General features: G+C 70.2%; 27 protein-coding genes and 1 tRNA gene. 18 read left to right on the top strand and 10 right to left on the bottom strand.

Features of this window, described 5'->3' with window-relative positions; all coding sequences use genetic code 11:
• Nucleotides 1-56 precede the first annotated feature (56 nt).
• Genes NT132_RS05065 through NT132_RS05045 form a run of 5 tightly spaced genes read left to right on the top strand, consistent with a single transcriptional unit; the run spans nt 57 to nt 4,643 of the window.
• The gene (locus NT132_RS05065; protein ID WP_297785871.1) at nt 57-824 is read left to right on the top strand and encodes an SURF1 family protein; all 768 of its coding nucleotides are present in this window, start codon (nt 57-59) and stop codon (nt 822-824) included.
• Between the two features lie 52 nt (nt 825-876).
• Entirely contained in the window at nt 877-1,344 is a 468-nt protein-coding gene (locus NT132_RS05060; RefSeq protein ID WP_297785769.1) for a DUF3817 domain-containing protein, read from the top strand.
• A 22-nt stretch (nt 1,345-1,366) separates the two neighbouring features.
• Nucleotides 1,367-2,947, top strand: coding sequence for a glutamine-hydrolyzing GMP synthase (guaA, locus tag NT132_RS05055; RefSeq protein WP_297785767.1), 1,581 nt, complete (start codon nt 1,367-1,369; stop codon nt 2,945-2,947).
• On the top strand, nt 2,944-3,225 hold the full coding sequence (locus tag NT132_RS05050) for a hypothetical protein (protein ID WP_297785764.1): 282 nt from the start codon (nt 2,944-2,946) through the stop codon (nt 3,223-3,225). The genes guaA and NT132_RS05050 overlap by 4 nt, the downstream gene beginning before the upstream one ends.
• The gene (locus NT132_RS05045; RefSeq protein WP_297785761.1) at nt 3,222-4,643 is read left to right on the top strand and encodes a glycosyltransferase; all 1,422 of its coding nucleotides are present in this window, start codon (nt 3,222-3,224) and stop codon (nt 4,641-4,643) included. Before NT132_RS05050 ends, NT132_RS05045 begins: the two co-directional genes overlap by 4 nt.
• Nucleotides 4,644-4,714: 71 nt before the next feature.
• Here NT132_RS05045 and NT132_RS05040 read toward each other — a convergent pair whose 3' ends face one another.
• A complete protein-coding gene (locus NT132_RS05040; RefSeq protein WP_297785758.1) occupies nt 4,715-5,599 on the bottom strand; it encodes a Bax inhibitor-1/YccA family protein in 885 nt (294 codons plus the stop codon).
• Nucleotides 5,600-5,760: 161 nt separating this feature from the next.
• On the opposite strand from NT132_RS05040, the gene NT132_RS05035 reads away from it, so the two are divergent.
• The 5 genes from NT132_RS05035 (at nt 5,761) to NT132_RS05015 (ending at nt 11,292) form a co-directional block, all read left to right on the top strand.
• Nucleotides 5,761-6,747, top strand: a complete 987-nt coding sequence (locus NT132_RS05035) for a glycerophosphodiester phosphodiesterase family protein (protein ID WP_297785755.1) — start codon at nt 5,761-5,763, stop codon at nt 6,745-6,747.
• 86 nt (nt 6,748-6,833) lie between these two features.
• Nucleotides 6,834-8,561: a sodium:proton antiporter gene (locus NT132_RS05030; protein WP_297785752.1), complete on the top strand. Its 1,728-nt coding sequence runs from the start codon at nt 6,834-6,836 to the stop codon at nt 8,559-8,561.
• 55 nt (nt 8,562-8,616) lie between these two features.
• A complete protein-coding gene (locus NT132_RS05025; RefSeq protein ID WP_297785749.1) occupies nt 8,617-9,531 on the top strand; it encodes an ABC transporter ATP-binding protein in 915 nt (304 codons plus the stop codon).
• A complete protein-coding gene (locus NT132_RS05020; protein WP_297785746.1) occupies nt 9,528-10,610 on the top strand; it encodes an ABC transporter permease in 1,083 nt (360 codons plus the stop codon). Before NT132_RS05025 ends, NT132_RS05020 begins: the two co-directional genes overlap by 4 nt.
• 58 nt (nt 10,611-10,668) lie before the next feature.
• Nucleotides 10,669-11,292 carry an NAD(P)H-dependent oxidoreductase gene (locus tag NT132_RS05015; protein ID WP_297785743.1) on the top strand — a complete coding sequence of 208 codons (624 nt, stop codon included), beginning with the start codon at nt 10,669-10,671 and terminating at the stop codon, nt 11,290-11,292.
• Between the two features lie 4 nt (nt 11,293-11,296).
• Here NT132_RS05015 and NT132_RS05010 read toward each other — a convergent pair whose 3' ends face one another.
• Nucleotides 11,297-11,503: a CDGSH iron-sulfur domain-containing protein gene (locus NT132_RS05010; RefSeq protein ID WP_297785740.1), complete on the bottom strand. Its 207-nt coding sequence runs from the start codon at nt 11,501-11,503 to the stop codon at nt 11,297-11,299.
• A 35-nt stretch (nt 11,504-11,538) separates the two neighbouring features.
• Complete coding sequence (locus NT132_RS05005; protein ID WP_297785737.1) at nt 11,539-12,597, bottom strand: iron-containing redox enzyme family protein; 1,059 nt, start codon at nt 12,595-12,597, stop codon at nt 11,539-11,541.
• Nucleotides 12,598-12,722: 125 nt separating this feature from the next.
• Between NT132_RS05005 and NT132_RS05000 the strand changes: the two genes are divergently transcribed.
• Entirely contained in the window at nt 12,723-13,124 is a 402-nt protein-coding gene (locus NT132_RS05000) for a nitroreductase/quinone reductase family protein (protein ID WP_297785733.1), read from the top strand.
• Nucleotides 13,125-13,131: 7 nt separating this feature from the next.
• Here the strand turns inward: NT132_RS05000 and NT132_RS04995 are convergent, their stop codons facing one another.
• Both NT132_RS04995 and NT132_RS04990 read right to left on the bottom strand, forming a co-directional pair.
• Nucleotides 13,132-13,722, bottom strand: coding sequence for a hypothetical protein (locus tag NT132_RS04995; RefSeq protein WP_297785728.1), 591 nt, complete (start codon nt 13,720-13,722; stop codon nt 13,132-13,134).
• An 87-nt stretch (nt 13,723-13,809) separates the two neighbouring features.
• A complete protein-coding gene (locus NT132_RS04990; protein ID WP_297785725.1) occupies nt 13,810-14,151 on the bottom strand; it encodes a helix-turn-helix domain-containing protein in 342 nt (113 codons plus the stop codon).
• Nucleotides 14,152-14,230: 79 nt separating this feature from the next.
• Between NT132_RS04990 and NT132_RS04985 the strand changes: the two genes are divergently transcribed.
• Together NT132_RS04985 and NT132_RS04980 are read left to right on the top strand one after the other, a co-directional pair.
• Complete coding sequence (locus tag NT132_RS04985; RefSeq protein ID WP_297785722.1) at nt 14,231-14,890, top strand: NAD(P)H-dependent oxidoreductase; 660 nt, start codon at nt 14,231-14,233, stop codon at nt 14,888-14,890.
• Between the two features lie 22 nt (nt 14,891-14,912).
• Nucleotides 14,913-15,182, top strand: a complete 270-nt coding sequence (locus NT132_RS04980; protein WP_297785719.1) for a thioredoxin family protein — start codon at nt 14,913-14,915, stop codon at nt 15,180-15,182.
• An 8-nt stretch (nt 15,183-15,190) separates the two neighbouring features.
• On the opposite strand, the gene NT132_RS04975 is transcribed toward NT132_RS04980, so the two are convergent.
• From NT132_RS04975 to NT132_RS04965, 3 genes are read right to left on the bottom strand one after another with little or no spacing between them, the layout of a single operon-like run.
• Nucleotides 15,191-15,631: a DUF6069 family protein gene (locus NT132_RS04975; RefSeq protein ID WP_297785716.1), complete on the bottom strand. Its 441-nt coding sequence runs from the start codon at nt 15,629-15,631 to the stop codon at nt 15,191-15,193.
• Nucleotides 15,632-15,667: 36 nt separating this feature from the next.
• On the bottom strand, nt 15,668-16,969 hold the full coding sequence (locus tag NT132_RS04970) for an ABC transporter permease (protein WP_297785713.1): 1,302 nt from the start codon (nt 16,967-16,969) through the stop codon (nt 15,668-15,670).
• A complete protein-coding gene (locus NT132_RS04965; protein WP_297785710.1) occupies nt 16,966-17,682 on the bottom strand; it encodes an ABC transporter ATP-binding protein in 717 nt (238 codons plus the stop codon). The genes NT132_RS04970 and NT132_RS04965 overlap by 4 nt, the downstream gene beginning before the upstream one ends.
• A 153-nt stretch (nt 17,683-17,835) precedes the next feature.
• Between NT132_RS04965 and NT132_RS04960 the strand changes: the two genes are divergently transcribed.
• Both NT132_RS04960 and NT132_RS04955 read left to right on the top strand, forming a co-directional pair.
• Nucleotides 17,836-19,014 carry a histidine kinase gene (locus tag NT132_RS04960; RefSeq protein ID WP_297785707.1) on the top strand — a complete coding sequence of 393 codons (1,179 nt, stop codon included), beginning with the start codon at nt 17,836-17,838 and terminating at the stop codon, nt 19,012-19,014.
• Nucleotides 19,011-19,676, top strand: a complete 666-nt coding sequence (locus NT132_RS04955; protein WP_297785705.1) for a response regulator transcription factor — start codon at nt 19,011-19,013, stop codon at nt 19,674-19,676. The genes NT132_RS04960 and NT132_RS04955 overlap by 4 nt, the downstream gene beginning before the upstream one ends.
• 16 nt (nt 19,677-19,692) lie before the next feature.
• Here NT132_RS04955 and NT132_RS04950 read toward each other — a convergent pair whose 3' ends face one another.
• Both NT132_RS04950 and NT132_RS04945 read right to left on the bottom strand, forming a co-directional pair.
• Nucleotides 19,693-20,226, bottom strand: a complete 534-nt coding sequence (locus NT132_RS04950; RefSeq protein ID WP_297785702.1) for a hypothetical protein — start codon at nt 20,224-20,226, stop codon at nt 19,693-19,695.
• Nucleotides 20,227-20,279: 53 nt separating this feature from the next.
• Nucleotides 20,280-20,352 (bottom strand) — tRNA-Met (locus NT132_RS04945).
• A gap of 158 nt (nt 20,353-20,510) precedes the next feature.
• Between NT132_RS04945 and NT132_RS04940 the strand changes: the two genes are divergently transcribed.
• From NT132_RS04940 to NT132_RS04930, 3 genes are all read left to right on the top strand, one after another.
• Nucleotides 20,511-21,440, top strand: coding sequence for a hypothetical protein (locus NT132_RS04940; protein ID WP_297785699.1), 930 nt, complete (start codon nt 20,511-20,513; stop codon nt 21,438-21,440).
• 212 nt (nt 21,441-21,652) lie between these two features.
• Nucleotides 21,653-23,083: an HNH endonuclease signature motif containing protein gene (locus tag NT132_RS04935; protein ID WP_297785696.1), complete on the top strand. Its 1,431-nt coding sequence runs from the start codon at nt 21,653-21,655 to the stop codon at nt 23,081-23,083.
• A 55-nt stretch (nt 23,084-23,138) separates the two neighbouring features.
• Nucleotides 23,139-25,595 carry an ATP-dependent helicase gene (locus NT132_RS04930; protein WP_297785693.1) on the top strand — a complete coding sequence of 819 codons (2,457 nt, stop codon included), beginning with the start codon at nt 23,139-23,141 and terminating at the stop codon, nt 25,593-25,595.
• Nucleotides 25,596-25,609 lie beyond the last annotated feature (14 nt).

The following is a 25,609-nucleotide window of genomic DNA, read 5'->3' as shown; positions in this document are numbered from 1 at the left end:
CCGTCACTCCTGCCGCGGCCGATCCCGAGGTCTTCCCGCCGACGCTGCGCGAGGTCATGCTGCGACCGCGCTGGCTCGCCATGCTCGCGCTGTGCCTCGTGGTCGCTGGCGTGTTCGCCTGGCTCGGACAGTGGCAGCTGGGCCGCGCGGTGCAGACGGACGAGGTCGTCGAGGGTGCCACCGAGCAGGTGCTGCCCATCGACGAGGTCGTCCAGCCCGGCGAGTACCTGAACGACCCGCTCGTCGGCCAGCGCGTCGAGGTCACCGGGACGTTCGTCCCGGGCGACTTCATCGTCGTCGCCGCGCGGTACAACGATGGGGCGCTCGGCTACTGGGTGACCGCGCAGTTCCGCCGCGACGACACGACGGAACCGACCTCCGTCGCCGTCGCGCTCGGCTGGGCGAAGACCGAGGCGGAGGCGCAGGACGCCGCAGCCGCCCTGGACGAACAGGCCACGGCCGACCCGGATGCCGTCGTACGCCTCACCGGCCGGCTCGTGTCCGATGAGGGCCCGATCGCACCGGACGCGCAGCATCCGATGGAACTCACCCGCATGTCGCCCGCGGCCCTGCTCGGCCGCTGGCACGACATCGAGGCGCTCGACGTGTATCGGCCATACCTCGTCAGCGATGCGGCGGTCGGCGATCTCGTCGAGATCTCGTCGCCCGCGCCGCAGACCGGCTCCGGCGTCAACTGGCTCAACATCTTTTACGCCGCGGAGTGGGCAGTGTTCGCCGGCTTCGCGTTCTACCTCTGGTACCGGCTGGCGAAGGATGCGCTGGAGAAGGAGATCGAAGAACTCGACGAGGACGCCGCGGCCTGACGGGCTGCTTCCCCGGGGAAGTCGCAGCCACCCCCACGGTAGGATGGAGACCATGCCGCAGCCCAAACTCGCCACCTTCCCGGCGATCCGCGGCGCGTTGCGGTTCTATCAGATCTGCTCCGTCGTCACGGGAACGATGCTCCTGCTCCTGGTCGCAGAGATGCTCGTCAAATACGCTTTCCACCACGAACTGTTCGCCGGCGGGTCCGGTGGGTTCCTGTGGTGGGCCGAGGTCACCGCCCTCGGCGAGTCGACCGGTGACGGCTTCAACATCTCGATGTTCATCCTCATCGCGCACGGCTGGTTCTACGTCGTGTACCTGTTCTCCTGCTTCCGGGTGTGGAGCCTGATGCGTTGGGAGTTCCCCCGCTTCCTGCTGCTGGCCCTCGGCGGCGTGATCCCGCTCCTCTCCTTCTTCCTCGAGGTCGCCACCGCCAAGAAGGTGCGCGCCTACCTCGCCGAGCGTGAAGCGGCCGACGCCGTGGCGGCCGCGCAGCCGCAGACCTCCGACCTTTCCTGACCCGTCCCACAGAGAGCACCCGGTGACAGAGCAAACCGAAACCTCCCAGCGACCCGTCCTCGTGGTCGACTTCGGCGCGCAGTACGCGCAGCTGATCGCGCGGCGCGTCCGCGAGGCGGGCGTGTACAGCGAGATCGTGCCGCACACCGCCACCGCCACCGAGATCGCGGCGCGGAACCCGGTGGGTCTCATCCTCTCCGGCGGTCCGTCGTCGGTGTACGAGGCCGGGGCACCGACGATCGACGAGGGCGTGTTCGACCTCGGCGTCCCGACGCTCGGCATCTGCTACGGCTTCCAGGTGATGGCGCAGGCGCTCGGCGGCCAGGTCGCCAACACCGGACTGCGCGAATACGGCGCCACCGACGCCACCATCGTCACCGAGGGGACGCTGCTGGCCGGCCAGCCCGCGGAGCAGAACGTGTGGATGAGTCACGGCGACCAGGTGCAGACCGCGCCGGCCGGCTTCGAGGTGCTCGCCCGCACCGCCGCGACCCCGGTCGCCGCGTTCGGCAGCGATGCCCGCAAGCTCTACGGCGTGCAGTGGCATCCCGAGGTGAAGCACTCCGACTTCGGCCAGCGCGTGCTCGAAAACTTCCTGCACAAGGCCGCGGGTCTTCCCGCCGACTGGAACAGCGGCAACGTCATCGCGGAGCAGGTCGACCGAATCCGGGCTCAGATCGGCACCGGCCGGGTCATCTCCGCGCTCTCCGGCGGCGTCGACTCCGCCGTGTCCACCGCGCTCGTGCACGAGGCCGTCGGCGACCAGCTGACCGCCGTGTTCATCGATCACGGGCTGCTGCGCAAGGGTGAGCGCGAGCAGGTCGAGAACGACTACGTCGCCTCGACCGGTGTGCGCCTCATCACGGTCGATGCCCGGGAGACGTTCCTGAACGCCCTCGCGGGGGTCAGCGACCCGGAACAGAAGCGCAAGATCATCGGCCGCGAGTTCATCCGCGCGTTCGAGAAGGTGCAGTCGGATCTCATTGCGGAGGCCGCCGCCGAGGGCGACCCCATCCGGTTCCTCGTGCAGGGCACCCTGTACCCGGATGTGGTGGAGTCCGGCGGCGGCGCCGGTACCGCGAACATCAAGAGCCACCACAACGTGGGCGGGCTCCCGGAGGACCTGCAGTTCGAGCTCGTCGAGCCGCTGCGCACCCTCTTCAAGGACGAGGTGCGAGCGATCGGCCGCGAGCTGGGGCTTCCCGAGGAGATCGTCTCGCGCCAGCCGTTCCCGGGCCCGGGCCTCGGCATCCGCATCGTCGGTGAGGTCACCGCCGATCGACTCGAGATCCTGCGGGACGCCGACGCGATCGCTCGCGCCGAGCTCACGAAGGCTGGCCTCGACGGCGAGATCTGGCAGTGCCCCGTCGTGCTGCTGGCCGACGTCCGCTCGGTCGGCGTCCAGGGCGACGGCCGCACCTACGGTCACCCCATCGTGCTGCGTCCCGTCTCCAGCGAGGACGCCATGACGGCCGACTGGACCCGGCTGCCCTACGACGTGCTGTCGAAGATCTCCAACCGGATCACGAACGAGGTCCGCGACATCAACCGCGTGGTGCTCGACGTCACCTCCAAGCCCCCGGGGACGATCGAGTGGGAGTGAGCCCCGAAGCAGACGGTGAGGGACGGTTCATCCGTCCCACGAAGACGGATGCCGTCTTCAACCGTGTCGTCGGAACGCTCACCCGTCTCGGTCTGCCGCTCGCCGGCAGCCGTGTGCTCGCCGTGCGCGGTCGCGCCAGCGGCGAGATGCGCACCACCCCGGTGTGGGCATGGGAGGTCGGCCGCTTCTTCGAGGGCGTCTCTGCCGATTCGTCCGAGGCGAGGCTGCGGGAGATCGCACCGGGGTTCCCGGTGTTCCGGATCGAGACCCGGTCGTGACCGCGGGCGCCCCACTGCTGCCCGACGCGTCGTATCTGCTGCTGGCGAGCCGGCTCATCCCGGGCCTCGACGGCGGCTTCGCGGTGTCGGTCATGCGCCGCGCGCGAGACATCGCCGAGGCGACGGGGGAGTGGCCGCTGCTCCTCACCGTCGACGTCGCCGACACCGCCGTACATGACGCGCACCGCGCGGAATGGGTGCGCCGTGGGATGCTCGGTGCGCCCGAGCACCTGCGGAACCTCTTCGACGACGCCCGCGCCGACCGGTCCTGGCTGCTCGCCGCGGTCCGGGACGTGGCCGATCCGCCTGGTGGCGGGTCGGAATTCAGGCTGCATCGGCCCGAGACCGCTCCCACGGCGGGCGAGACCCCGGATCAGCGTGAATTACGACCGCAGACGCGGGTCATCACGGACGCCGACGGTGCGCCGGTGCTCGAGATCCCCTGGGGCGTCGGAGGCTCCGAATGGCACCTCCTCGACGCGCCGGTGCGGGTCTTCGCCCGCGACGGCGCCGTGGCGGGCGAGCTCCACGGCTACCGCGAGCTCTACCGCGCCTGGGTCGACCACCTCGCGGCACAGTCCCGTGCTCGCCTCGACCGCCCCGTCGTGCTGCTGTGCGAGTCGCGGCAGATCGGCGAAGTCCTCGTCGACGACGGCCCCGGTCGCGGCCGCCCCGACGTGCGGATCCTGCACACCACCCACGCCTGCCACGTGCGTGCCCCCTTCACCTGGGATGCGCCGATGGACGCGGCGTGGGAGCGGTGGCTCGCGGTCGCCGAGCGGTTCGAGGGCGTCCTCTGGCTCACCCCCACGCAGCGCGACGACGTGGTGCGGCGCGGCTACGACCGCATCCGGTCCTTCGTCGTGCCGCATCCCGCCCCCGCGCCCAGGGATGCGAGTCCCGAGCCCGGTCGCGTCGTGATGCTGAACTCGCTCATTCCGCGCAAGCGCGTCGACCACGCCGTGCACGCCGTCGCCCGCGTGCCGGAGGCGCGGCTCGTGGTGTTCGGCACCGGCGCGGAACGGGACGCGATCGCCGCCCTCGCCACGAGCCTCGGCGTTGACCTCGACCTCGCCGGACACGTCGACGACCCCGAGGACGGCTGGCGTGGCGCCGACGTGCTGCTGCTCACGAGCGAGTCGGAGGGGCAACCCCTCGTCGTGCTCGAAGCGCTCGCCCACGGCGTGCCGGTGGTGTCGTACGACATGCCCTACGGACCGCGCGATACGCTCGCCGACGGCGGCGGGATGCTGGTGCCCTCCGGCGACGTGGACGCGCTCGCGGCCGCCCTCGCTGCGGTGGTCACCGACCGCGACCGTCGTAACCGGCTGTCGGCGGAGGGTCGTGCCGCCGCGGCCAAGAAGGATGCGGCGGCGTCGATGCGTGCGCTGGGCGCCGCGGTCACCGCCGCCCTCTGACCCGCGGCGTCCGACATCGGGAACGACGAAGGGGCCGCCTCGGTGAGACGGCCCCTTCGATTCAGCGAGTACTAGTTGTTGCCGCGCAGGATGGCGAGCATCCGCAGGATCTCGAGGTACAGCCACACGACGGTCACCATGATGCCGAAGCCGCCGAGCCAGCCGAACTTCCGCGGGGCGCCGTTGCGGACGCCCTGCTGGATCTGGTCGAAGTCGAGCACCAGGGAGTACGCCGCCATGATGACGACGACGACGCCGATGATGAGGCCCAGCGGGATGCCGGCGACCTGCATGCTGTAGATGCCGAAGGCGCCGCCGTTCTGGTCGTTGAACACACCGAACATCATCAGCACCACGTTGATCAGCGAGAAGGCGAGGTAGCCGAACATCGCGATCATGAAGATCTTCGTGGCCTTGGCCGACGCGCGCACCTTACCGCTGGCGAACAGCGCCAGGGTCACCCCGACGACCGCGACGGTCGCGAGCGTGGCCTGCAGCACGATGCCGGGCCAGATGTATTCGAAGTAGGCCGAGATGCCGCCGACGAAGAGTCCCTCGAAGGCCGCGTAGGCGAAGATCAGCGCCGGACGCACGGTCTTGCGCGAGGTGAAGATGACGACCAGCGACAGCACGAAGCCGCCGAGTGCACCGATCAGCCACGGCGCCATCGACGGCGCCGGGTTGGTGGCGGTGACGGGGGACATCGTCCACAGCCAGCCGGCGACGGCGCCGACCAGCAGGATGCCGAAGAGGGCGAGGGTCTTGTGGACGGTGTCCTCGACCGTCATCCGGCCGGTGTCGACGGCGCCGGCGGACGGCGCGGCGTAGGCCCCCTCGAGGGTCGCCTGTGCGGCGGCGTCGACGGGCGCGTGGGCTGCGGGCGGGGTCAGCCCCACGCCTCCGCCGCGTCGCTCTTGGAAGGCGGGATTGTTGAATGCAGGATTGGAAGAGGCCATCGCTCAGCTCCAGGTCTCGGGTGGCAGCACGGTGCTGCACCTTCAGGTTATCCGAGGGACCGCAAGGGATCGCGGTGTATCGCTGTGAGTGGGCTTTGAGGGACGGTGGCGCCGGCCGCAACCCCCGCATCCGCCGCCGCCGCTCGGGTAGCGTGGCAGCGATGTCTCCCCTCGTCGTCGGGCACCGCGGCGCTCCCGGATACCGCCCCGAACACACCCGCTCCTCCTACGAGCTCGCCCTGGCCATGGGGGTGGATGCGGTCGAACCCGACATCGTCGCCACCCGCGATGGGGTGCTCGTCATCCGGCACGAGAACGAGATCTCCACGACGACGAACATCGCCGACCACCCCGAGTTCGCCGATCGCAAGCGCACCAAGGCGTTCGCCGGGCATGAGCTCACGGGGTGGTTCACCGAGGACTTCACCTGGGCGGAGCTGTCGACGCTCCGGTGCCGGGAGCGGATCCCGCAGCTGCGCCCCGACTCCGCCGCGTATGACGATCAGGAGCCGATGCTCCGGCTGCTCGACCTGCTGGCCCTGCTGGATGCGGCCGACCGGCCGGTGCGCCTGGTGCTCGAGGTCAAGCACGCCGCCTACTTCGCCGCGATCGGGCTCGACCTCGTGCCGTTGATCGAACGAGACCTCCATGCGGCCGGCTGGTGGGGCGACGGGGAACGGCTGATCGTGGAGTCCTTCGAGCCCACCGTGCTGGCGGCGCTTCAGGAACGCGGGCTGCCCGCCGCGTACATCTACCTGATGGAGGCCGAGGGATCGCCCGCCGACCTCCTGCTGGCGCGGGGTGCCGGCGCCCCCACGTACCGGGACGAGATGTCGCCCGCGGGCCTCGACGCCCTCGTCGGTCACGTCGACGGGATCAGCCTGGACAAGAAGGTCATCCTCGAGCCGAACAAACTCGGCCGCGTGACCGGCCCGTCACGCGTGGTCGCCGACGCGCACGATCGCGGTCTCGAGGTCTTCGCCTGGACCGCGCGACCGGAGAACAAGTTCCTGGTGCGGCAGTTCCGTGAGGGGAGCGAGCCGTCGCGGTTCGGCGACTATCAGGCGGAGTGGGCCGTGCTCCGCGACGCCGGCATCGACGGGGTCTTCGTCGACCATCCCGACCTCGGGGTGGCGTTCTTCCGCTGACCCGCGACCTGCCGGCCCGCCCACCCGCGGGCGCACGCGCAGGCTGCCCGTCCGGGGGCGCAGCAGCCCCGGATAAGCTGGTCCCGATGGAACTGGGCGTATACGGGATCGTGGCTGTGGCCGTGATCGTCGGTGTGGCCGCCTTCGCAAAGAAGCTCGGCATCGCCGCCCCTCTCCTCCTCGTCGTCGTCGGCGTCGGCCTGTCGTACCTCCCGGGGGTCCCCGAGATCGAGGTCGATCACGAGATCATCCTCGACGGGCTCCTGCCGCCGATCCTGTACGCCGCCGCGATCAGCGTCCCCATCGTCGACTTCCGGCGGAACCTTGCGCCGATCGCAAGCCTCTCGGTCGTCCTCGTGATCGTCACGGCCTTCGCCACGGGCATCCTGCTGTACACGCTGCTGCCCGACCTCAACTTCGCGGCGGCCGTCGCGCTCGGCGCGATCATCGCCCCGCCGGATGCGGTCGCCGCCACCTCCATCGGTCGCCGGCTGGGGCTACCCCCACGCCTGCTGACCCTCCTTGAGGGGGAGGGGCTCGTCAACGACGCCACCGCCCTGGTGCTCCTCCGCTCGGCGGTCGCCGCCGCCGCGGGCGGGCTCGCGTCGCCCTGGGCCGGCGTCGCGGACTTCCTCTACGCGGTCGCCATCGCGGTCGTCATCGGTCTCATCGCGGGATACCTCACCGTGTGGGTGCGCTCCAAGCTCTCCGACCCCGTGCTCGACACCGCGATCTCGCTGGCCGTGCCGTTCGTCGCCTTCATGCCGGCCGAAGCGCTGCACGGTTCCGGGGTGCTGGCGGTCGTCGTCGCCGGGCTCTACACGGGTCATGCGGCGCCGGCGAAATTCTCGCCGCAGTCCCGGATCAGCGACCGCATCAACTGGCGCACGATCCAGTTCCTGCTGGAGAACGGTGTCTTCCTCCTCATCGGGCTCGAGATCCGCACCCTCATCGACGACGTCGACCCGACCGTGCTCGGCGCGGGCGAGTCGATCGGCATCGGGCTGCTCGCGACCCTCGCCCTCATCCTCATCCGGTACCTGTGGATCGGTCCGCTCGTGTACGGCCTGGGACGCCGGTCCCGGCAGGCGGAGAAGCTGACCTACCGGAACCTGCTCGCGCTGTACTACTACCGCACGCATCCGGTCTCGACCAAGCGCGAAGCGCGGATCCGCAACCGGCTGGAGCGCGATTACGAGCGGCGCCGGGCCGACCTCGAGACGCTGCGACAGGAGCACATCGACTGGCGCGGTGGCGTGGTCCTCGGCTGGTCCGGCATGCGCGGGGTGGTGACGCTCGCCGCCGCGCAGTCGCTGCCGGACGAGACGCCCTACCGGCCGCAGCTCATCCTCATCGCGTTCACCGTCGCCGTCGTCAGCATCCTGCTCCAGGGCGGCACGCTGCCATGGCTCATCAAGATCCTCGGCGTGCAGGGCATCGACGTCAAAGAGGACCGCAAGGAACTCGCGCAGCTGCTCGAGACGCTCAGCGCCGCGGGCCTCGATGCCCTGCATGACGAGGTCACCAATCGCGGTGACGAGCTCGACCCCGAGGTCGCCGAACGCGCACGACAGTCCTCATTCCTCGCCACCGAGGCCGCGTGGGAGCGCGCCGGCCGGGGCGGCGAGGAGAGCGAGACCCCGCACCGCATCTTCCGCGAGCTGCGGCTGGCGATCGTCGCGGCCGAGCGCGAGAAGATGCTGGAGCTGCGGGCCGCGGGCACGTACCCCTCCCGCATCCTCGCCGAGGCCCAGGTGATGCTCGACCAGGAGGAGACCCGGCTGCAGCGTCGTCCGGGCGGCGCCGGCCACTGAGCCGCCCCGACCTCGGCTCTTCCCATCGGCCCGGGCGTGCCCATACGGTGGACGCGTGACCTCCGCAGGAATCGAAGCGATCGACGTACGGCGGTCCTTCGGCCGCGTCGAGGCCGTCCGCAGCATCACCCTCACCGCCCTCCCCGGCCGGATCACCGGTCTCGTGGGACCCAACGGGGCCGGCAAGACCACGCTGCTGCTCATGCTGGCATCGCTCCTCCGACCGGATGCGGGCAGCATCCGGGTCGCGGGCATCGACCCGGTGGACGACCCCGCCGGCGCCCGCGCCCGCATCGGCTGGATGCCGGACGCCCTCGGCGCCTGGGCCTCGCTGACCGCTCGCGAGACGCTGGTGTACACCGGGCGCCTCTACGGCATGACCCGCGCTGCCGCTCGCGACCGCGCCGCCTCACTGCTGACGCGCGTCGGGCTCGCCGATCTTGCCGATGCGCCCGCGCGCGTGCTGTCCCGCGGGCAGAAGCAGCGCCTGGGACTTGCCCGGGCACTCGTGCACGACCCGGAGGTGCTGCTGCTGGACGAACCCGCATCCGGTCTCGACCCGCAGGCGCGGATCGACCTGCGTGAGCTGCTTCGCTCCTTCGCCGCGGCCGGCCGCACCGTGCTCATCTCCAGCCATGTGCTGAGCGAACTCGACGAACTCGTCGATGATGCCGCCTTCGTCCTCGCGGGCCGATCGGTCGACGAGCCGGGCGTGGGCACGCGGATGCGGCGGTGGCGGGTCCGGGCGACCGGCGAGCGTCCGACCGCGGCCGGCGTGGCCGCGCTCCTCGGGCTCGCCCCCGAGGACGTGGGATCGGACCGCGACGCTCTCACCGTGCCGTTCGCGTCCGACGCCGACGCGGCACACGGGCTGGGCACGCTCGTGGCGGGAGGGGTGCCGGTCATCGAGTTCGCGCCGGCGGTCGGCAGGCTCGAACAGGCGTTCCTCGATCTCGGAGACGCCTCGTGAACGCGGCACGACTGTGGGCCATCGTCCAGCTCGAACTCGCCCAGCGGGTGCGGTCGGTCGCCTGGTACGTGCTGCTCGGTGTCTTCGCCGTCATCCTCATCGCGGTGACCGGGCTCTCGTTCCTCGCCTGGTCGTGGAGTCCGGAGCCGGGCGGCGCCATCTATTCCACGATCGTGTACGTCGTGCTGCTGCTCGTCGTGCTGGTGTCGCCCACCGTGTCCGGTAACGCCGTCAACGGCGACCGGGATGCGGCGACCCTCGCCCCCGTCCAGGTCACCCTCGCCTCCACCGCTGACATCGTGTTCGGCAAGCTCCTCGCCGCGTGGATCACGGGTCTCGCGTTCGTCGTGGTCGCGGTGCCGTTCATGGTGATCGCCATGGTGGGTGGCGGGGTGACGGTCCCGGTCCTCGCAGTCTCGCTGCTCATCCTGGTGATCGAGATCGGCGTGTTCGCCGCGATCGGGGTGGGTCTGTCGGCGCTCATCGCCCGTCCGCTCTTCTCCGTCGCCGCGACCTATCTCGTGGTCGCGGCGTTCGTGATCGGCACGCTCATCGCCTTCCTCCTCGGTGGCTCGGCCGTCCGCACCGAGGTGGTGTCGCAGTCGCGGTGGCTGGAGGACACCACTGTCTACGATTGCGGTCCGGGTACCGGCGACCCGAGCTGCGGTGACATGACCGAGCCGGAGTACGTGTGCAGCGAGTGGCAGACCTCCCGTTACGACATGCCCCGGTTCGACCAGGTGTGGTGGATTCTCGCCGCCAATCCGTTCGTCGTCCTCGCCGACGCGACCCCCGCGACGTTCGACCGTCGGGGCGAGCCGGAGGATCTGTTCGGGCAGATCCGCGCGAGCGTGCGGTTCGCGCAGATCCCGCCGAAGACGGAGATCGTCACCGACGGGTGCACCGATACCGGATCCGTCGAGTACCCGTCGACCCAGGAAAGGATCGAGGGCACGACGCCGAGCTGGTTCGTCGGCCTCGCGGTGCAGCTGATCGTCGCGGCCTTGCTGATGTGGGGGGCCTGGGCGCGCACCCGGACCCCGGCTCGCACCCTGCCGCCGGGCACCCGCGTCGCCTGATCCGGGTGCCCTGTCAACCCCGGGCCGGGGCACCGCATGCCACGTCTAGCGTGTCGGCATGGATTCCCCCGAACAGACCCCGCTGCGCGCCGTCGCCCTCAACTGCACCCTGAAGCCGGGCGATGAGCCCTCGAGCACCGAGCTCCTGCTGTCGCAGGTGCTGGGCGAACTCGCCCTGCACGGCGTTGTCGGCTCGCAGCTGCGCGTCGTCGACCACGATGTGAAGCCCGGCGTCGACGCCGATATGGGAGAGGGGGACGCGTGGCCGACGCTTCGTGAGCAGGTGCTCGCCGCCGACATCCTCGTGATCGGCACCCCGACGTGGATGGGACACATGTCCTCCGTCGCGCAGCGCGTGCTGGAACGCCTGGATGCGGAGCTGTCGGAGACGGATGCGGAAGGGCGGCCACACCTGTTCGGCAAGGTCGCGGTCACCGCTGTCGTCGGCAACGAGGACGGCGCCCACAAGATCACCGCCGACCTCTTCCAGGGGCTCAACGACGTGGGGTACACGATCCCGGCGCAGGGCGGTACGTACTGGAACGGCGAGGCCATGCAGTCGGTCGACTACAAGGACCTCGACGAGACGCCCGAAGCGGTGGCCTCGGCGACCCGCACGCTCGCGCGCAACGCGGCAGCCCTCGCGGAGTTGCTGCGCTCGAACCCGTACCCGGCCGGGTAGCGGGTCAGGACGCCGGGCCGCCGTGCGGCCGCAGGAGCTTGTGCGTGCCGTCGCACCATGGCTTGATCGCGGAGTTCCCGCAGCGGCACAGCGCGACCGTGCGGCGGCGGGAGACGATCGGGTTCCCCTCGTCGTCGCGGAGATCGATCGCTCCGCGGACGAGCAGCGGCCCGTCGGGGCACACGACGAGCTGTACCTCGGGATCCGTCATGGTCGCATCCTCTCGGTCTCGTTCGCGCGATCCGGTCATGACGCCTCCGCGGCAGGCCGGAGCGCGCTCGCGCCCGACTCCCACGCCCGCAGCGCGTGCTCGGCGACGAGATCGTCCATGAGCAGGCACGCGGCGGCGCCGAAGAGGATGTCCGCCGCGAGGGCGGGCTGATCCTCGGCCAGGCCGCCGGCGAGATCCCGTCCGGCGATCTGCTCGTGGACGGCGTCGGCCTCGACGTGCTCGTCGAAGTACGCCGTGACATCCGTCCCGAAACCGGCCCGCCGGAGGCCGTCGGCGTACCGCCGGTTGGGAAGGGACGAGGTCATCTCGAACGCCGCCAGGTGCCCGACCACGGCGCCGAGCAGGCGCCGGTTCAGGCCGAACATCGACATCACGTTCTGGTGCGCCAGGATGACGGCCGGGACCCGGTCCAGGTAGGTGCCGTAACCGTCATCGAGTCCGGCGCCCCGCATCGCGTCGGCGTAGAGCACGGCGTGCATGCGCTCGGGTCGTCCGCCGCCGTATTCGTCGGACTGGATCTCGACCAGCGCCGCCTTCGCGCGACCGGTGAGCCGCGGGATGGCCCAGGAGTGCGGGTCGGCTTCCCGCAGCGTGTAGATGCTCCGGAGGATGAGCATCTCGCGGATCTGCTCGGGCGTGGCCTTCTTCTCGACGAAGCGGGCGAGGCTCGGTCCGGGCGTCGGCGCCGTCAGATCGAACAGGGTCGATGCCATCGTGCCCGCCGTCACCTGCGAGGGGAGTGCAGGCGGGGAGACCCGGTCGCGGAGGTGCTGCTCGAACACCGCCTCGAGGATCGCGCGGGCGCGGAGCAGATCGGGATGCCACTCCACGTCGGCGCCGAGCGGGCCGAACGATCCGTACGCGAGACCGTAGAGGACGAACAGTGCCAGCTGCAGGTCACCGTCGTGGATCGCATCGGGCGTCCGCGACGCGGCCTCGGCCGCCGCCTCCGGGATGGCGTCGAAGGCGGCTTCGGGAGAGTCGATCGCCGCCATGATGAGCGCACTGAGCGGGCCGCGGTCGCGGAACGGCACGGAAAACCAGGCGGCCGGAGGCACAGCAGTCAACGACATGTCCTCAGTCCATCCCACCGCCCACCGCGGAGCGACGGGCTTGCCGTGCGGTGACGGGAAGTGCTACCCATGGTGTGCCCGCCACAGGCTTCCACGCCGCGGCCGGGTCTACGGAGGAGCGACGCGTGAGCGACTGGAACCAGCAGATCATCGAACAGTTCCGTGCGAACGGCGGTACGGTCGACAGATTCGGCGACAAGCTGGTGCTGTTGCATCACATCGGTGCCCGCAGCGGTGTCGAACGCCTCACCCCGGTGATGGCCATCCGCGAGGATACGGACACCTGGCTCATCGCCGCATCCAAGGCCGGCGCCCCGGACAATCCCGCCTGGTTCCACAATCTGCTCGCCCACCCGGACGTCGACATCGAGACACCGGAGGGTGTGGTGCCGGTGCGCGCCACCCGCCTCGAGGGCGAGGAGCGCGACGCCGCCTGGGCGCGGTTCACGACCGCGAGCCCCGGCTTCAAGGCCTATGAGGAGAAGACTGACCGGGTGATCCCGGTGCTGGCGCTGCGACGTCGCTGAACGACGGTCAGGTCGCCGCCGTCCGATCCCGCTCCTCACGCCCGGCCACGAGCCCGGCCCGCCACCCCGGAGCCCGGCCCCCGGACGGAGGCACGACGCGTTCGGCATCGATGCCGGCCGTGAGCAGCAGCCACGACGCGAGGGAGTTCGAATTCCACATGTCCCCGCATCCGAGTGCGTCTCGCCCCCAGGTGTACGCCGGGATCCGGCCGACGCGCGCGATCAGTGCCTCGGCCGTCCCGGACGCCAGCGGGAACGTCGCGGGCGACGCCACCGCCCACTCCCGGTCGGGCAGGATGCCGTCCGCCCAGCAGCGCACCTCGTAGCGGAAGAAGCGGCTGAACCCGAGCCATCGAGCCCCCACCGGCCCGGTGGCCACGACCCCCCGCTCGTGCACCGGCGCGCTCCACGCCGGCGTCATCTCGATGAGGTGCCGGTGCCCGCCCTGGAACACCTCGAGCGCCGCGTGGTACAGCGGCTGCGGGGATCGTCGCTCGCGCCGCGCCTGCAGGTGTTCCCACCACGCACTCGTGTGGATCACCACATGACCGCCCGCGCCGACCGGCAGCCACCACAGTTCGATTCGATCTTCCGGCATCACGTCTCGACCGCCTGCGGACGCGGTGCCCGCGCGCGCCACGCTACCGTCGCCGAGGACGGACCGCAGCAGCGGCCTGCGGTGGGGTCAGGCCTTCGGGCCCACCACGAGGTTCGCCTCGGCCCACTGACCGAGTTGTCGGAGCACGGGGATGAGCTGCTCGCCGCCCGGGGTGAGCTCATAGGTCACGGCGACCGGGGGGCCGGGGTCGACGCTGCGCGTCAGAAGCGTCGCGTCGGCGAGTTCGGCGAGCCGGTCGGAGAGCACGGCATCGCTGATCCCCGTGACGGCGCGGCGCAGCGCGACGAACGACATCGGGCCTGCGCCGAGGGAGTCGATGATCATGCCGTTCCACCGCTTGCCGAGGATCGAGAACGCGAGGGTCACCGTGGCGTCGCACTGGTGCCGCCCCTCCTCGTTCACGTCCATGGCGGGAGTCTATCGTGCTAGTGTCACCAAAGTCGCTTTGAAAAGCAGAGCGACTAGTCAAAATGCGATTGGAGTCATCGTGACGCTGTTCCGCCTGGATGCCAGCATCCTTCCCGCCACGTCCTCGAGCCGAGCGCTGGGGGACCTCGTCGAAGAACAATGGGTCGCCGCACATCCGGATTCGACCGTTGTCCGGCGCGACCTCGCCGCCGACCCGATCCCCGCCACCGCGTGGCCGAACGCCGTAACCGGCGGTTTCACCCCCGAGGCCGACCGCTCCGAGGCGCAGCGGGACGCGATCGCCCTCGCCACGACCCTGGCCGACGAGCTCGTGACCGCGGACGCGCTGCTGTTCACCGTCCCGCTCTACAACTTCGGGGTGTCCCAGCACTTCAAGGCCTGGTTCGACCTCGCCTATACCGACCCCCGCATCAACCCCGAGGGCACCGCCCTCCGTGGCAAGCCGGCCACGCTCGTCACGGTCCTCGGCGGCAACTACAGCCCCGGAACCCCGAAGGAGGGCTGGGACCACTCCACGTCGTGGCTTCGCCGGGTACTCGAAGACGTCTGGGGCCTCGACCTGCGCGTCGTCCAGCGTGAGTTCACCCTCGTCGGGGTCAACCCGGCGCTCGACGCCTTCACCGATATGGCGGCCGAGATCAAGGCCGGCGCCGAGGCCGCGGCGGTCCGGTCCGGCCGTGAGCTCGCGGCGCTGCGGCACACCCAGACCGCGGCCTGACCATGGGCGTAGCGTGACCCGGGTGAGTGTCCACTTCGAGCTGTTCTCATCCTCGTTCTGCGGCGCATGCGCACAGACCCGGATGCTGCTCGAAACGGCCGCGGGAGTGATCCCCGAAAGCCGCCTCACCGAGCATGATGTCGCCTTCGAGCCGGACCTGGCCGAGGAGCTCGACATCGCCGCCACCCCGACCGTCATCGTCCGGAACGGTGAGGGGCGCGAGGTCGTCCGGGCGAGCGGTGTGCCGACGATGGACCAGATACTCCGCGCCGCCGCGCTCGCGATGGACTGACCCGCCGATCAGGCCGGTGAGCCTTCCGGCGGTGCCGGAACACCGGCGGGGTGGAGCGGCATGAGCCGGGAGTACGTGGTCACCCCGACCGTGATCGTGGCCACGTGCATCGCCATCAGCGTCACCGTGACAAGCCAGCCGAGACTGAGACCCACGATGACGTCGGGGATGAACGACAGCACCAGGAACGCGGGAACGAGCCACCGCATCACCCGTCGCGGATCGCGCGCGTACCGGTTGATCAGGTGCCAGCCGATCGCGCCGCCGATCGCGGCGACAACGGTGGCCGGGATGTAGGCCGCGGGCAGCAGTCCGCCGGTGGCTGCCGCCCCGAGCGACACGCCGCCCCACGCGATCAATGCGTTCACGGCGCTCCCGATGACGGCGACGATGAGCGCGCTGAGCGGGATGCCGACGCGGGCCGGGTAGCCGAGAGTCGATACGGTCATGTCTTCCTCCTGTGATTTCCGATGGGGTGGAGCGGCTTACTCGTAACGGAGCGCCTCGACCGGGTCCTTCCCGGCGGCGCGGGCTGCGGGCAGAGTGCCGGCGAGGAATGCGACGAACATGATGAGCAGGATCGTGAGCGCGATCGTCACCGGGTCGAAGGCGATGATCGTGAGTCCCGGCAGGGCGGAGAGCAGCGCACCGGCGAGGATGCTGCTGGCAGCGGTCCCGACGACCATCGCCGCCGCGACGCCGATGGCGCTGCCGAGGAACCCGATGAACACGGCTTCGATGCTGAAGAGGGTGAACACCCGGGCACTGCTCATGCCGAGTGCCTTCATCAGGCCGATCTCGCGGGTGCGTTCCTGCACCGACATGAGCAGGGTGTTCACGATCCCGAATCCCGCGGCGAGCAGGGCGATCGCGGCGAAGACGTTGAGGACGAGCACGATGGTGTCGATGACCGTGGTGAAGGCGCCGAGCTGATCGGCGGTCGTCGTGCCGGTGTATCCGGCGTCGGCGAGGCGCGCCTTCAGGTTGTCGATCTGCGTTGTCGTGAGGCCCGGGTCGAACCACGCGGTGGCCGACGACCATCGGTCGAGCTGGTCGGCCGGTAGTCCCGCACTCTGCAGCGTCGCGAGCTCATCCTGCAGGGCGGTGTTCGCGATGAGGCTCGAGCCTCCCGGGCCGGTGAGCCCTTCCTCGGCGACCGCCACGATGACCGCGGGAACCGTGTGCGCGGTGAACGCCGCATCCGTCAGTGTGAGGTCGAGGGTCTCGCCGATCGCCTCGTCCGCGTCGTCGAAGCCGAGCGGCTCGACGTAGCTCACCGGGATCGTGACCTCGAGCTCGGCCGCATCCACGTCCGGCGCGGTCCCGGCGGCGAGCTGCACCGTCTGGCCGGCCACCAGTGCGGTGAGGCCCGCGACATAGGGTGCGCCCTCGGCGTACTGGACGTAGTCGAGCTGCACCGAGGTGACCGGTGCAACGTCGAGGACGCCGTCGATTGCACCGATGTCATCGAGGTCGGATGCCGTCATGAGGGTGACGGCGTTGCGGGCCAGACCCTGGCCGGTGACGACGGCATCCGGGTCGTATTCGCGTGGGCCGGATGCGGTGGCGCCGGCGTCGACATCGCTGACCTTCGTGACCGTGATCACATCGCTCGCGCCGAGGGCGGAGACGGTGTCGTCGATGTAGCGGTTGATGCCGGTGCCGAGTCCGCTCGTGAGGGTGAGGGTGAACGCGCCGACGAAGATCGCGAGGACCGTCAGGGTTGTCCGAGCGCGCGCCCGCAGTGTGTTCGAGACGCCGGTGGCGACGAGGTCTGCGGCGTTCATCGGGCGTCCTCCCCGTCGACGCGGCCATCGCGGATGTGGATGCGGCGGTCGCAGCGTGCGGCCAGATCCTCGTCGTGCGTGACGATCACGAGCGTGATCCCGAGGTTGCGATTCAGGTCGAACAGGATGTCTTCCACGACGCCGCCGGTGACGCTGTCGAGGTTGCCGGTCGGCTCATCGGCGAAAATGATCCGCGGGTCGTTGACGAGTGCCCGCGCGATCACCGCGCGCTGCTTCTGCCCGCCGGAGAGGTCCACCGCACGGTTCTTGGATTTGTCGCCGAGCTCGAGCTGGTCGAGCGTGCGGAGGGCCCGCTCGCGGCGGGTACGCCGGCCCACCCCGGCGATCTTCAGCGGCAGCATCACGTTCTCCACCGTCGTCTGGCTCGGGGTGAGGAAGAACTGCTGGAACACGAAACCGAACGTCTTGTTTCGCGCCCGGTTGAGCTCGCGGCCCGACATCTCGCGCACATCCCGGCCGTCGAGCACCACGGTGCCCTCGCTCGGCCGGTCGAGCAGTGCCAGCAGATGCATCAGTGTCGACTTTCCCGAGCCGCTCTTGCCGACGATCGCGACGCTCTCGCCGAGTCGGATGTCGAGGTCGATCCCGCGGAGTGCCTCGAACGCGTTCGGGCCGCGGCCGTAGGTGCGGTGAAGCCCCCGGACCGACAGGACGGAGGTGTTGCGGTCGCGGGTCACGACGGATGCGGGCATGGTGTGCCTCCTCAAGGGCTTTCGGCGGTAGGTCGAGCCTCCGCCTGGCGGGCAGGGGTCCGCGTCGCCCTGGCAGGGCAATCCGCTACCCCGGCTGGGGTATTCGGCGCCGGAGACCCGCATCCGGCGGAGCGTGCGGTCGATACTGGGGGCATGCACAGCGCACCGTCGCCCTCCGCCGCCCCGGTGGCGGGACCGCCGCGTGGGCGCCCACCCGGGTGGGCGCGGGACCTGCTCGCCTCGATCGTCGTGCTCGCGACGACGCTCGGGCCGCTGGCACGAGCCGGCGTCGAACCGCCGGTCTGGGGCTCTGCGATCGCGGTGCTGCCGGCCGGGCTGATGTTCCTGCGGCGACGGTTGCCGTGGGTCGTCCTGGTCGCGTGTGTGGCGTGCTTTGGCGCGGCGGCGTTCTCGCTCGTGCTGACGCCGTTCTCCGCCCTGCCGACCGGGATCGCCGTCTTCACCATCGCATCCCGATACCCGCGGCGCACCGTCCTTCTCACCGTGCCCAGCGTCATCGTCGTCATGCTGCCGTTCGGGCTCGTGCAGGAGTGGAGCACGCTGTATCCGCTGACCGCGCTGATCGTGCTGACGGTCGGTTTCTTCGGGGCGGCGGGGGATGCGGTGCGGTCGCGCCGGGCGTTCATCGCCGGGCTCACGCAGCGCGCCCTGGATGCGGAGCAGGCGCGGGAGGCCGAAGCATCCCGTCGCGTCGCCGAGGATCGGCTGCGCATCGCGCGGGACCTCCACGACGCGGTCGCGCACCAGATCTCCGTCGTGAGCCTGAACGCGGGTGTCGCGAGCCGCGCACTGGAGGACGACCCCGACACCGCCCGGGAGGCGCTCGCGACCGTCCGCACCGCGGCGCGGCGGGTGCTGAGTGAGATCGGGGACCTGATGTCGAGCCTTCGCGCCGAGGATGACGGCGCGGCGCGGGCACCCGTCCCGAGCCTCACCCGGGTGGCGGCGCTCACCGACGACTTCGAGGCTTCCGGGTTGCGAGTGACCTCTCGCGTGGACGCCGATGTCTCCGCGCTTCCCGCCGCCGTCGACGTCACGGCATACCGCGTGATCCAGGAGGCGCTCACGAACGCGCAGAAGCACGGGTCGGACTCCCGCGCGCATGTCCTCATCGAGCGGGATGCGGCGGGCCTGCGCATCGTGGTCAGCAATCCGGCCGCGACGGTCCCGGTGACCGATGCGACACCCGGGCGTGGGATCCTCGGGATGCGGGAGCGGGTCGCCGCCGTCGGCGGGACACTGCAGGCCTCCCGCGAGGGCGGGACGTTCCGCGTCGACGCCCTGCTGCCGATCTCGGGGGCGGCCACGTGATCCGCGTCGTGATCGCCGACGATCAGCCCCTCATCCGCCGGGCCGTCGCGCAGCTGCTGCGCGGGGAACCGGACATCGATGTCGTCGGCGAGGCCGAGAACGGGGCCGAGGCCCGTGACCTTGCGGGGGAGCTCCGCCCCGACGTCATCGTGATGGACATCCGGATGCCGGTCCTGGACGGCATTGATGCCACCGCGGCCATCTGCGCCGACCCGGCGCTCGCCGACACCCGGGTGCTCGTGCTCACGACCTTCGAAGACGACGAGTACGTGGTCGCCGCGCTCCGCGCCGGCGCCAGCGGCTTCATCGGCAAGGGCGCGGAACCCGAGGAGATCGGTCGCGCCGTCCGTGCCGTTCACGCGGGCGATGCGTTGCTCTCCCCGGTGGCGACCCGTGCGCTGATCGGCCGGTACCTGCAGGCCGCGCCGGCGCGCGCGGCGATCGTCGATCCCTCGAACCTCACCGCGCGCGAGCAGGAGATCCTCGTGCTCGTCGCGCGGGGCCTGTCGAACGACGAGATCGCGGCAGAACTGTTCATCTCCGCCCACACCGCGAAGACCCACCTGAAGCGGATCATGGCGAAGCTCGGTGCCCACGACCGCGCGCAGTGCGTGATCTACGCCTACGAGAGCGGGCTGGTGGTGGTGGGGCCCGCGGTGTGAGGTGCGACCGGACGTGTCACAACGGCGTGGACGCCTCGGCGGGCTCGTCGATGCGGTCGAATGCGTCGGTCAGACGGGCGGTGACATCGATGCCCGCGGCGGCGACCCCTCGCACCAGAATCGCGGACGAATTCGTGTGCTCGACATGGCGACCGATCGACCGTGCTTCGTCGCAGGTGAGTTCACGAGCCCAGACGATCTCGTACGTGTGCGCGTCGAACAGGACGAACAGTGCCGTCTCGAAGTCCCATGACCGGAAGGCCGAGAAATTCTGCGACCGCTTGTCGAGCGGGTCGACGAGCCGTGCCTTGACCTGGATGCGGCGACCATCCGTTGCGGTGAGGTCGTAGCTCTTCTCGGAGTTCGGGGCGAGCTCGCCGCCGTAGGCGCGGACCGCGAGCGACTCGGCGAGATCGCCTAGTGGAGAGTTTCGAGTACGAACGAGTCCGCGCCGTGTGAGCTCCGTGAGCACGGCGACGGAGGAGGCCAGAAGCTCCCGCACGGAAAGCGACGCCGGATCGAACGGCAGTCGCGGTTCAGCCGCATCCACCCGTTCAGCCTAGGGCGGTGTCTCCCTGTGGGCGGCGAGCGTGCGGCCGGTAGACGCGACGGCGGGAGTCGAACCCGCAACACGACCGGGTATGAACCGGTGCCCGGGACCACCCGGATCGCCGCGATGTGTCCACCGTAGGCAGCCGCTCCGACACCCGCCACGTTCTGACGAACCGTGACCGCACGTGACGCCGGATGACAGCGCGACGCTGTTACCGAACCGGTGTCTGCGGACGCCCCCGCTGGGTCTTCCGGCGGATACGGGCGCACTACGCTGAACGGATGACAATGACGCAGCGGCGTGGTGTGTTCGCGGTCATCGTCGTCGCCGTCCTGATGGTCATCGGTGGCGTGATCGGCGGCCTCCTGCCGCAGCCCGTCCGGCCGCTGACCGAACCGGCACTGCCGACCGAATGGCTGGCCCGCATCCTGCTGCTGCTCGCGGCGATGTGGATCGCGATCGGTGCCGTTTCGGCGCACACCCGCCTCGTCGGTCGTCCCGGCGCCGCGGCCGCCCGCGCGACCTGGCTGTCGGCCACCACCCCGTGGCGCGCGCGCGAGTCGACGCTAGGACTGCTGCCGCTCGACCGCTGGCTCATCTTCCTCGTGCCCGTCGCTCTGCTCGTGGCCACCCGCATCCTGCAGAGTTCCGCCACCACTTTCGTTCACCTCATCCTCGTCATCGGCGGGTGGACCGTGTTCGCGCTGGTGCTGCGGCTCGTCGTCGGGCACCGCTCGCCGTGGCCCGTCATCGCGGCAGTCGGTGGCGTCGTGGTCGTCCGCTGCACCCTCACGCTGGTGGCGCTGTCGGTCACGGGCGCGGACGGCTTCTCTCACGAGTTCTGGAGCAACCCGGTGCTGCGGATCGCGTTCGTCGCGGTCGCGTTCGCCCTGTTCGTCTGGGCCTTCGTTGCCGCCGGCTGGGCGCTGCAGGTGCAGGGCGGCACGTTTTATGCCCTCGGGGGCCTGCTCGCTGCGATCGGCGTCGGGCTGCTCGTCCCGGCCGCCGTTGTCGCCGCCGCCGGCCCGTCACGTGTCATCGCACTCTGGGACGACGGACTCGGGCTGCTCCCGCACGCGCTTCTCGCACTCCTGCCGGGTCAGACTCCGCCGCTCGATGCCCTCGCCTGGGTGGTCGTCGCGATCGGCGCCGTCCTCGCGATCATCGGTGGCGTGATGGTCCTCGTCCACCGTCGGTCGCTCCGGCTCTAGGCCCACCTTCAGCGATCGCACCGCCTTTTTCAGCGCTCGTCGCGGACTTTGCGCCGCCCCGCCAGGGTCGCGCCCGCCGACGAATCGCAATGTCGGAGGGTGGTGGGAGACTGTTCTCAGGTCGGAAGACACCTTCTGATCACCCAATATCCGCCGAGTGCCCCGGCGATCGAGCAGCACGCACGTGCTGTCGACGACGACAAGGGGCAGCGATGCGGGAGCAGGTTTTCACGAATCTCAGCGACGCGGGGATCAACCGCCTCGCCGAGATCGTGCAGGGGGTGCAGTCGCTCGACGTAGTAGCGGCGGCCACTGACGCCAAGCGACGGCGGCTGCTTGCGGATGCGTTCCAGCTGGCCGAGACCGAGACGGTGGGACAACCCGGCCGAGTGAAGGCGCGCGATATGGCACTCCGCGCCATCGCCTCCGAGATTGCGGCGGCATCGCGCCTCTCCGATCGCTCGGTCCAGCGGCAGATCGGCGACGCCGCGCAGATCGTGTCGGGGTTCCCGGCCACCCTCGCCGCGTACGAGCAGGGGACGATCACGAGAGCGCATGTCCATCTGATCAGCGACCTCGGCACGCCCCTGCCACCCGCTGCGCGCGAAGAATTCGATCGTCGCGCGGCCGCTCGAGCCGAAGACGAGTCCGCGAGCAGACTGCGCGATGAGCTCGCCCTGCTCGCAGAGCGGCTGCACCCGCGCACCCTGACGGAGCGTCACGCGGAGGCACGCGAACAGCGGAGCCTGCGCGCCTACGCGCTCTCCGACGGCATGTCGGGTCTGACGGTGATCGGACCGACCCTACTCATCGAGGCGATCGTCGACCGCACCCATCAGCAGGCCCGCGCTCTGGCAGACGCCCGCGCGCAAGCGAAGGCGAGGACGAAGGCCGCGAATGCGGGCGCCTCGTTCGGCATCGCCGCGGCCAGTTCCGTCGCAGAAGGTGTGGCTGCGGGTTCGGACGAAGGAGCGAGCGTCGAGGATGCGCTACTGGCGTCGGATGGGCGGACGATCCCGCAGATGCAGTTCGACATCTTCGCCGACATGCTGCTGACCTCCGCCGTCACCGCCGACCCCACCCGCACCGATGACGGCCCGGGAACCCTCGGCGCGATCCGCGCGACGGTCCAGGTCGTCGTCGCCGCAACCACCCTCCTCGGAGCCGACGACGCTCCCGTCGACCTCGTCGGGCGCTCCCCCATCGACGCCGACACCGCCCGTCGGCTCGCAGACAGCACCGCAGCCGCAGGACGGCACTGGATCCGGGTGATCACCGACCCGATCACCGGCACCGTGCTCCACAGCGATGCGCGGCTCGCGTGCGCCTCGCAACGGCTGTTCATCAAAGCCCGCGACCGACATTGTCGCTGGCCGGGGTGTCGGCTGCCTGCGATCAGATGCGACGTCGACCACACCGTCGACCACCACCTCGGCGGCCCCACCCACATCGACAACGAAGCATCCCTCTGCGACCGCCACCACACGATGAAACAGTTCACTCCCTGGCGGGTCAGGCAACTCGGCGGCGGCATCCTCGAATGGACCTCACCGCTCGGCCGCATCTACATCGACACCCCACCCGTCCCGACGGTGCACTTCGTCCCGGCGCGAAATGGCGCGGACGATCGGGCACCCTTCTGACGACGCCGCAGGGGCCGTCGCCCGTGTCGGCGGCCCGACCTAGACTTGATGAGACATGACCGAGGCCTCCCCGGCCGCGCGCGCCGCGGCATCCGTTCCCGTTGTCGTCCCCGCAGACGCGCGTCCCGACGACGACCTCCTCGCAGGTCTGAACCCGCCCCAGCGTGAGGCGGTGGTCTACCGTGGCCCCGCGCTTCTCATCGTCGCTGGCGCCGGATCCGGCAAGACCCGCGTGCTGACGCACCGCATCGCGTCGCTGCTGCGCAGTCGCGAGGCGTGGCCGAGCCAGATCCTCTCGATCACATTCACGAACAAAGCCGCCGGCGAGATGCGCGAACGCGTCACGCAGCTGGTCGGCGACAGTGCCCGCGGTATGTGGATCTCGACGTTCCACTCCGCGTGCGTGCGCATCCTCCGCCGCGAGGCGCAGCAGTTCGGCTTCACCTCGGCGTTCACGATCTACGACTCGGGCGACTCGCGCGCGCTCATCAAGCGGCTCGTGAAGGAACACGAGGGGGATGCGTACGGCCTCACCCCCGCGGCCGTGCAGGGTCGCATCTCCAAGCTCAAGAACGAACTCAGCGACGCCGAGACCTACGCCCGCTCCGCGAATATGAGCGACCCCGCCGAGCGCATCTTCGTGCAGATCTTCGGCGACTACCAGCGGAACCTGCAGAAATCGAACGCCTTCGACTTCGACGACCTCATCGCGCAGACCGTCTACCTGTTCCGCGCGTTCCCGCACATCGCCGACGTGTATCGGCGCCGCTTCCGCCACATTCTCGTGGACGAGTACCAGGACACCAACCATGCCCAGTACGCCCTCATCCACGAGCTCACCCGGCCGGTGACCGGCAGCGGCGGCGAGGGGTTCTCGTCCGGCGGCATGATGATCTTCGAGGCCGACGCCGCGCCCGAGCTCGAGGGCGCGTCCCTCACCGTCGTCGGCGACTCGGACCAGTCGATCTACGCCTTCCGCGGCGCCGACATCCGCAACATCAGCGAGTTCGAGCGCGACTTCCCCGGCGCGAAGGTGGTGCTGCTCGAGCAGAACTACCGGTCGACGCAGAACATCCTCTCCGCCGCGAATGCGGTCATCAGCAACAACTTCGACCGCAAGGACAAGAAGCTGTGGACCGATGTCGGCGCGGGCGACCCCATCATCGGCTTCACCGGCTATTCGCAGCACGATGAGGCGCAGTTCGTCGCCGACGAGATCGACGCACTGCACCGGGCCGGCATGGCCTACTCCGACATCGCCGTGTTCTACCGCACCAACTCGCAGTCCCGTGCGCTGGAAGAGATCTTCATCCGCTCCGCGCTGCCGTACAAGATCATGGGCGGCACGAAGTTCTACGAGCGCGCCGAGATCAAGGACGCCCTCGCCTACCTCGTCGCGGTCGCGAACCCCGCCGACGAGATGGCCGTGCGCCGCATCCTGAACCGGCCCCGCCGCGGCATCGGCGACGTGACCGAGACGGCGATCGCCCGCTACGCCGAAGACAACGCCATCACCTTCCGTGATGCGCTCGCGAACCCCGCTGCGCTCGGGGTCGGCCCGAAGATCCAGGCCGCGATCGCGCAGCTCGACGCGGTGCTGGTCGAGGCGACCGCGCTGATGCTCCCCGCCTCCGGCGAACTCGCGCCGCCCACCGCCGTCGCCGAGGGGCTCAGCCTGCTGCTGCAGAAGACCGGCTACATGGACGCCCTCCGTGCGAGCCGCGACCCGCAAGACGAAGCACGCCTCGAAAACCTCGACGAGCTCATCGCGGTCACCCGCGAGTTCGCGCGGAACAACCCCGAGGGCACGATCATCGACTTCCTCACCGAGGTCACCCTGGTCGCGGATGCGGACGACCTCGACGACGCATCCGGCTCGGTGTCGCTCATGACGATGCACACCGCAAAGGGCTTGGAGTTCGACGCCGTGTTCCTCACCGGCGTGGAGGAAGACCTCATCCCGCACCGCATCTCGGCGAACGAACCGGGCGGCCCCTCCGAGGAGCGGCGGTTGTTCTACGTCGGCGTGACCCGCGCGCGCAAGCGCCTCTACCTGTCGCTCGCGATGACCCGTGCTCAGTTCGGCGAGGTCACGGTCGCCATGCCGAGCCGCTTCCTGCAGGAGATCCCGGCCGAGCTCATCGACTGGCGGCAGTCGCCGGGCGATGTGAACTCGCGCGGCGGGACGCAGTCGCGTGCTCTGAACGCCCGGCGCGGCGGCAGCGGTAGTGGTGGCAGCGGCGGTGGCTGGGGCGGGCGTCGCGAGGAGATCCCCGCACTGAAGCCGAAGTCCACCTCGCTCGACCGGTTCCCGAACCGGATCCCCGCCAAGGTGCGCGACAACAGCGAGATGGAGCTCACCGTGGGCGACCGCATCCGGCACGAGGACTTCGGCGAGGGCCGCGTGGATGCGGTGACCGGCGAGGGTGCCAAGCGGGTCGCGCACGTGCGCTTCGACTCCGCCGGAGCGAAGAAGCTCCTCATCAAGATCGCCCCGATCGAGAAGCTGTAGCGCGACGCCGACTC

The organism is Microbacterium sp. (assembly GCF_026393345.1).
Lineage (GTDB): Bacteria > Actinomycetota > Actinomycetes > Actinomycetales > Microbacteriaceae > Microbacterium.
The sequence above is the reverse complement of the archived record's forward strand: the minus strand, read 5'-3'. Positions and strand labels throughout refer to the sequence as shown.

Bases quoted from the DNA above. Each gene is read 5' to 3' on its own strand.
- NT132_RS04935 (WP_297785696.1), top strand. From the start codon at position 21,653: ATGCGGGAGCAGGTTTTCACGAATCTCAGCGACGCGGGGATCAACCGC.
- NT132_RS04995 (WP_297785728.1), bottom strand. From the start codon at position 13,722: ATGCCGGAAGATCGAATCGAACTGTGGTGGCTGCCGGTCGGCGCGGGC.
- NT132_RS05005 (WP_297785737.1), bottom strand. From the start codon at position 12,597: ATGTCGTTGACTGCTGTGCCTCCGGCCGCCTGGTTTTCCGTGCCGTTC.
- NT132_RS04990 (WP_297785725.1), bottom strand. From the start codon at position 14,151: ATGGACGTGAACGAGGAGGGGCGGCACCAGTGCGACGCCACGGTGACC.
- NT132_RS05065 (WP_297785871.1), top strand. From the start codon at position 57: ATGCTGCGACCGCGCTGGCTCGCCATGCTCGCGCTGTGCCTCGTGGTC.
- NT132_RS05015 (WP_297785743.1), top strand. From the start codon at position 10,669: ATGGATTCCCCCGAACAGACCCCGCTGCGCGCCGTCGCCCTCAACTGC.
- NT132_RS04960 (WP_297785707.1), top strand. From the start codon at position 17,836: ATGCACAGCGCACCGTCGCCCTCCGCCGCCCCGGTGGCGGGACCGCCG.
- NT132_RS04975 (WP_297785716.1), bottom strand. From the start codon at position 15,631: ATGACCGTATCGACTCTCGGCTACCCGGCCCGCGTCGGCATCCCGCTC.
- NT132_RS04940 (WP_297785699.1), top strand. From the start codon at position 20,511: ATGACAATGACGCAGCGGCGTGGTGTGTTCGCGGTCATCGTCGTCGCC.
- NT132_RS05010 (WP_297785740.1), bottom strand. From the start codon at position 11,503: ATGACGGATCCCGAGGTACAGCTCGTCGTGTGCCCCGACGGGCCGCTG.
- NT132_RS05030 (WP_297785752.1), top strand. From the start codon at position 6,834: ATGGAACTGGGCGTATACGGGATCGTGGCTGTGGCCGTGATCGTCGGT.
- NT132_RS05040 (WP_297785758.1), bottom strand. From the start codon at position 5,599: ATGGCCTCTTCCAATCCTGCATTCAACAATCCCGCCTTCCAAGAGCGA.
- NT132_RS05060 (WP_297785769.1), top strand. From the start codon at position 877: ATGCCGCAGCCCAAACTCGCCACCTTCCCGGCGATCCGCGGCGCGTTG.
- NT132_RS04930 (WP_297785693.1), top strand. From the start codon at position 23,139: ATGACCGAGGCCTCCCCGGCCGCGCGCGCCGCGGCATCCGTTCCCGTT.
- NT132_RS04965 (WP_297785710.1), bottom strand. From the start codon at position 17,682: ATGCCCGCATCCGTCGTGACCCGCGACCGCAACACCTCCGTCCTGTCG.
- NT132_RS05035 (WP_297785755.1), top strand. From the start codon at position 5,761: ATGTCTCCCCTCGTCGTCGGGCACCGCGGCGCTCCCGGATACCGCCCC.
- NT132_RS04970 (WP_297785713.1), bottom strand. From the start codon at position 16,969: ATGAACGCCGCAGACCTCGTCGCCACCGGCGTCTCGAACACACTGCGG.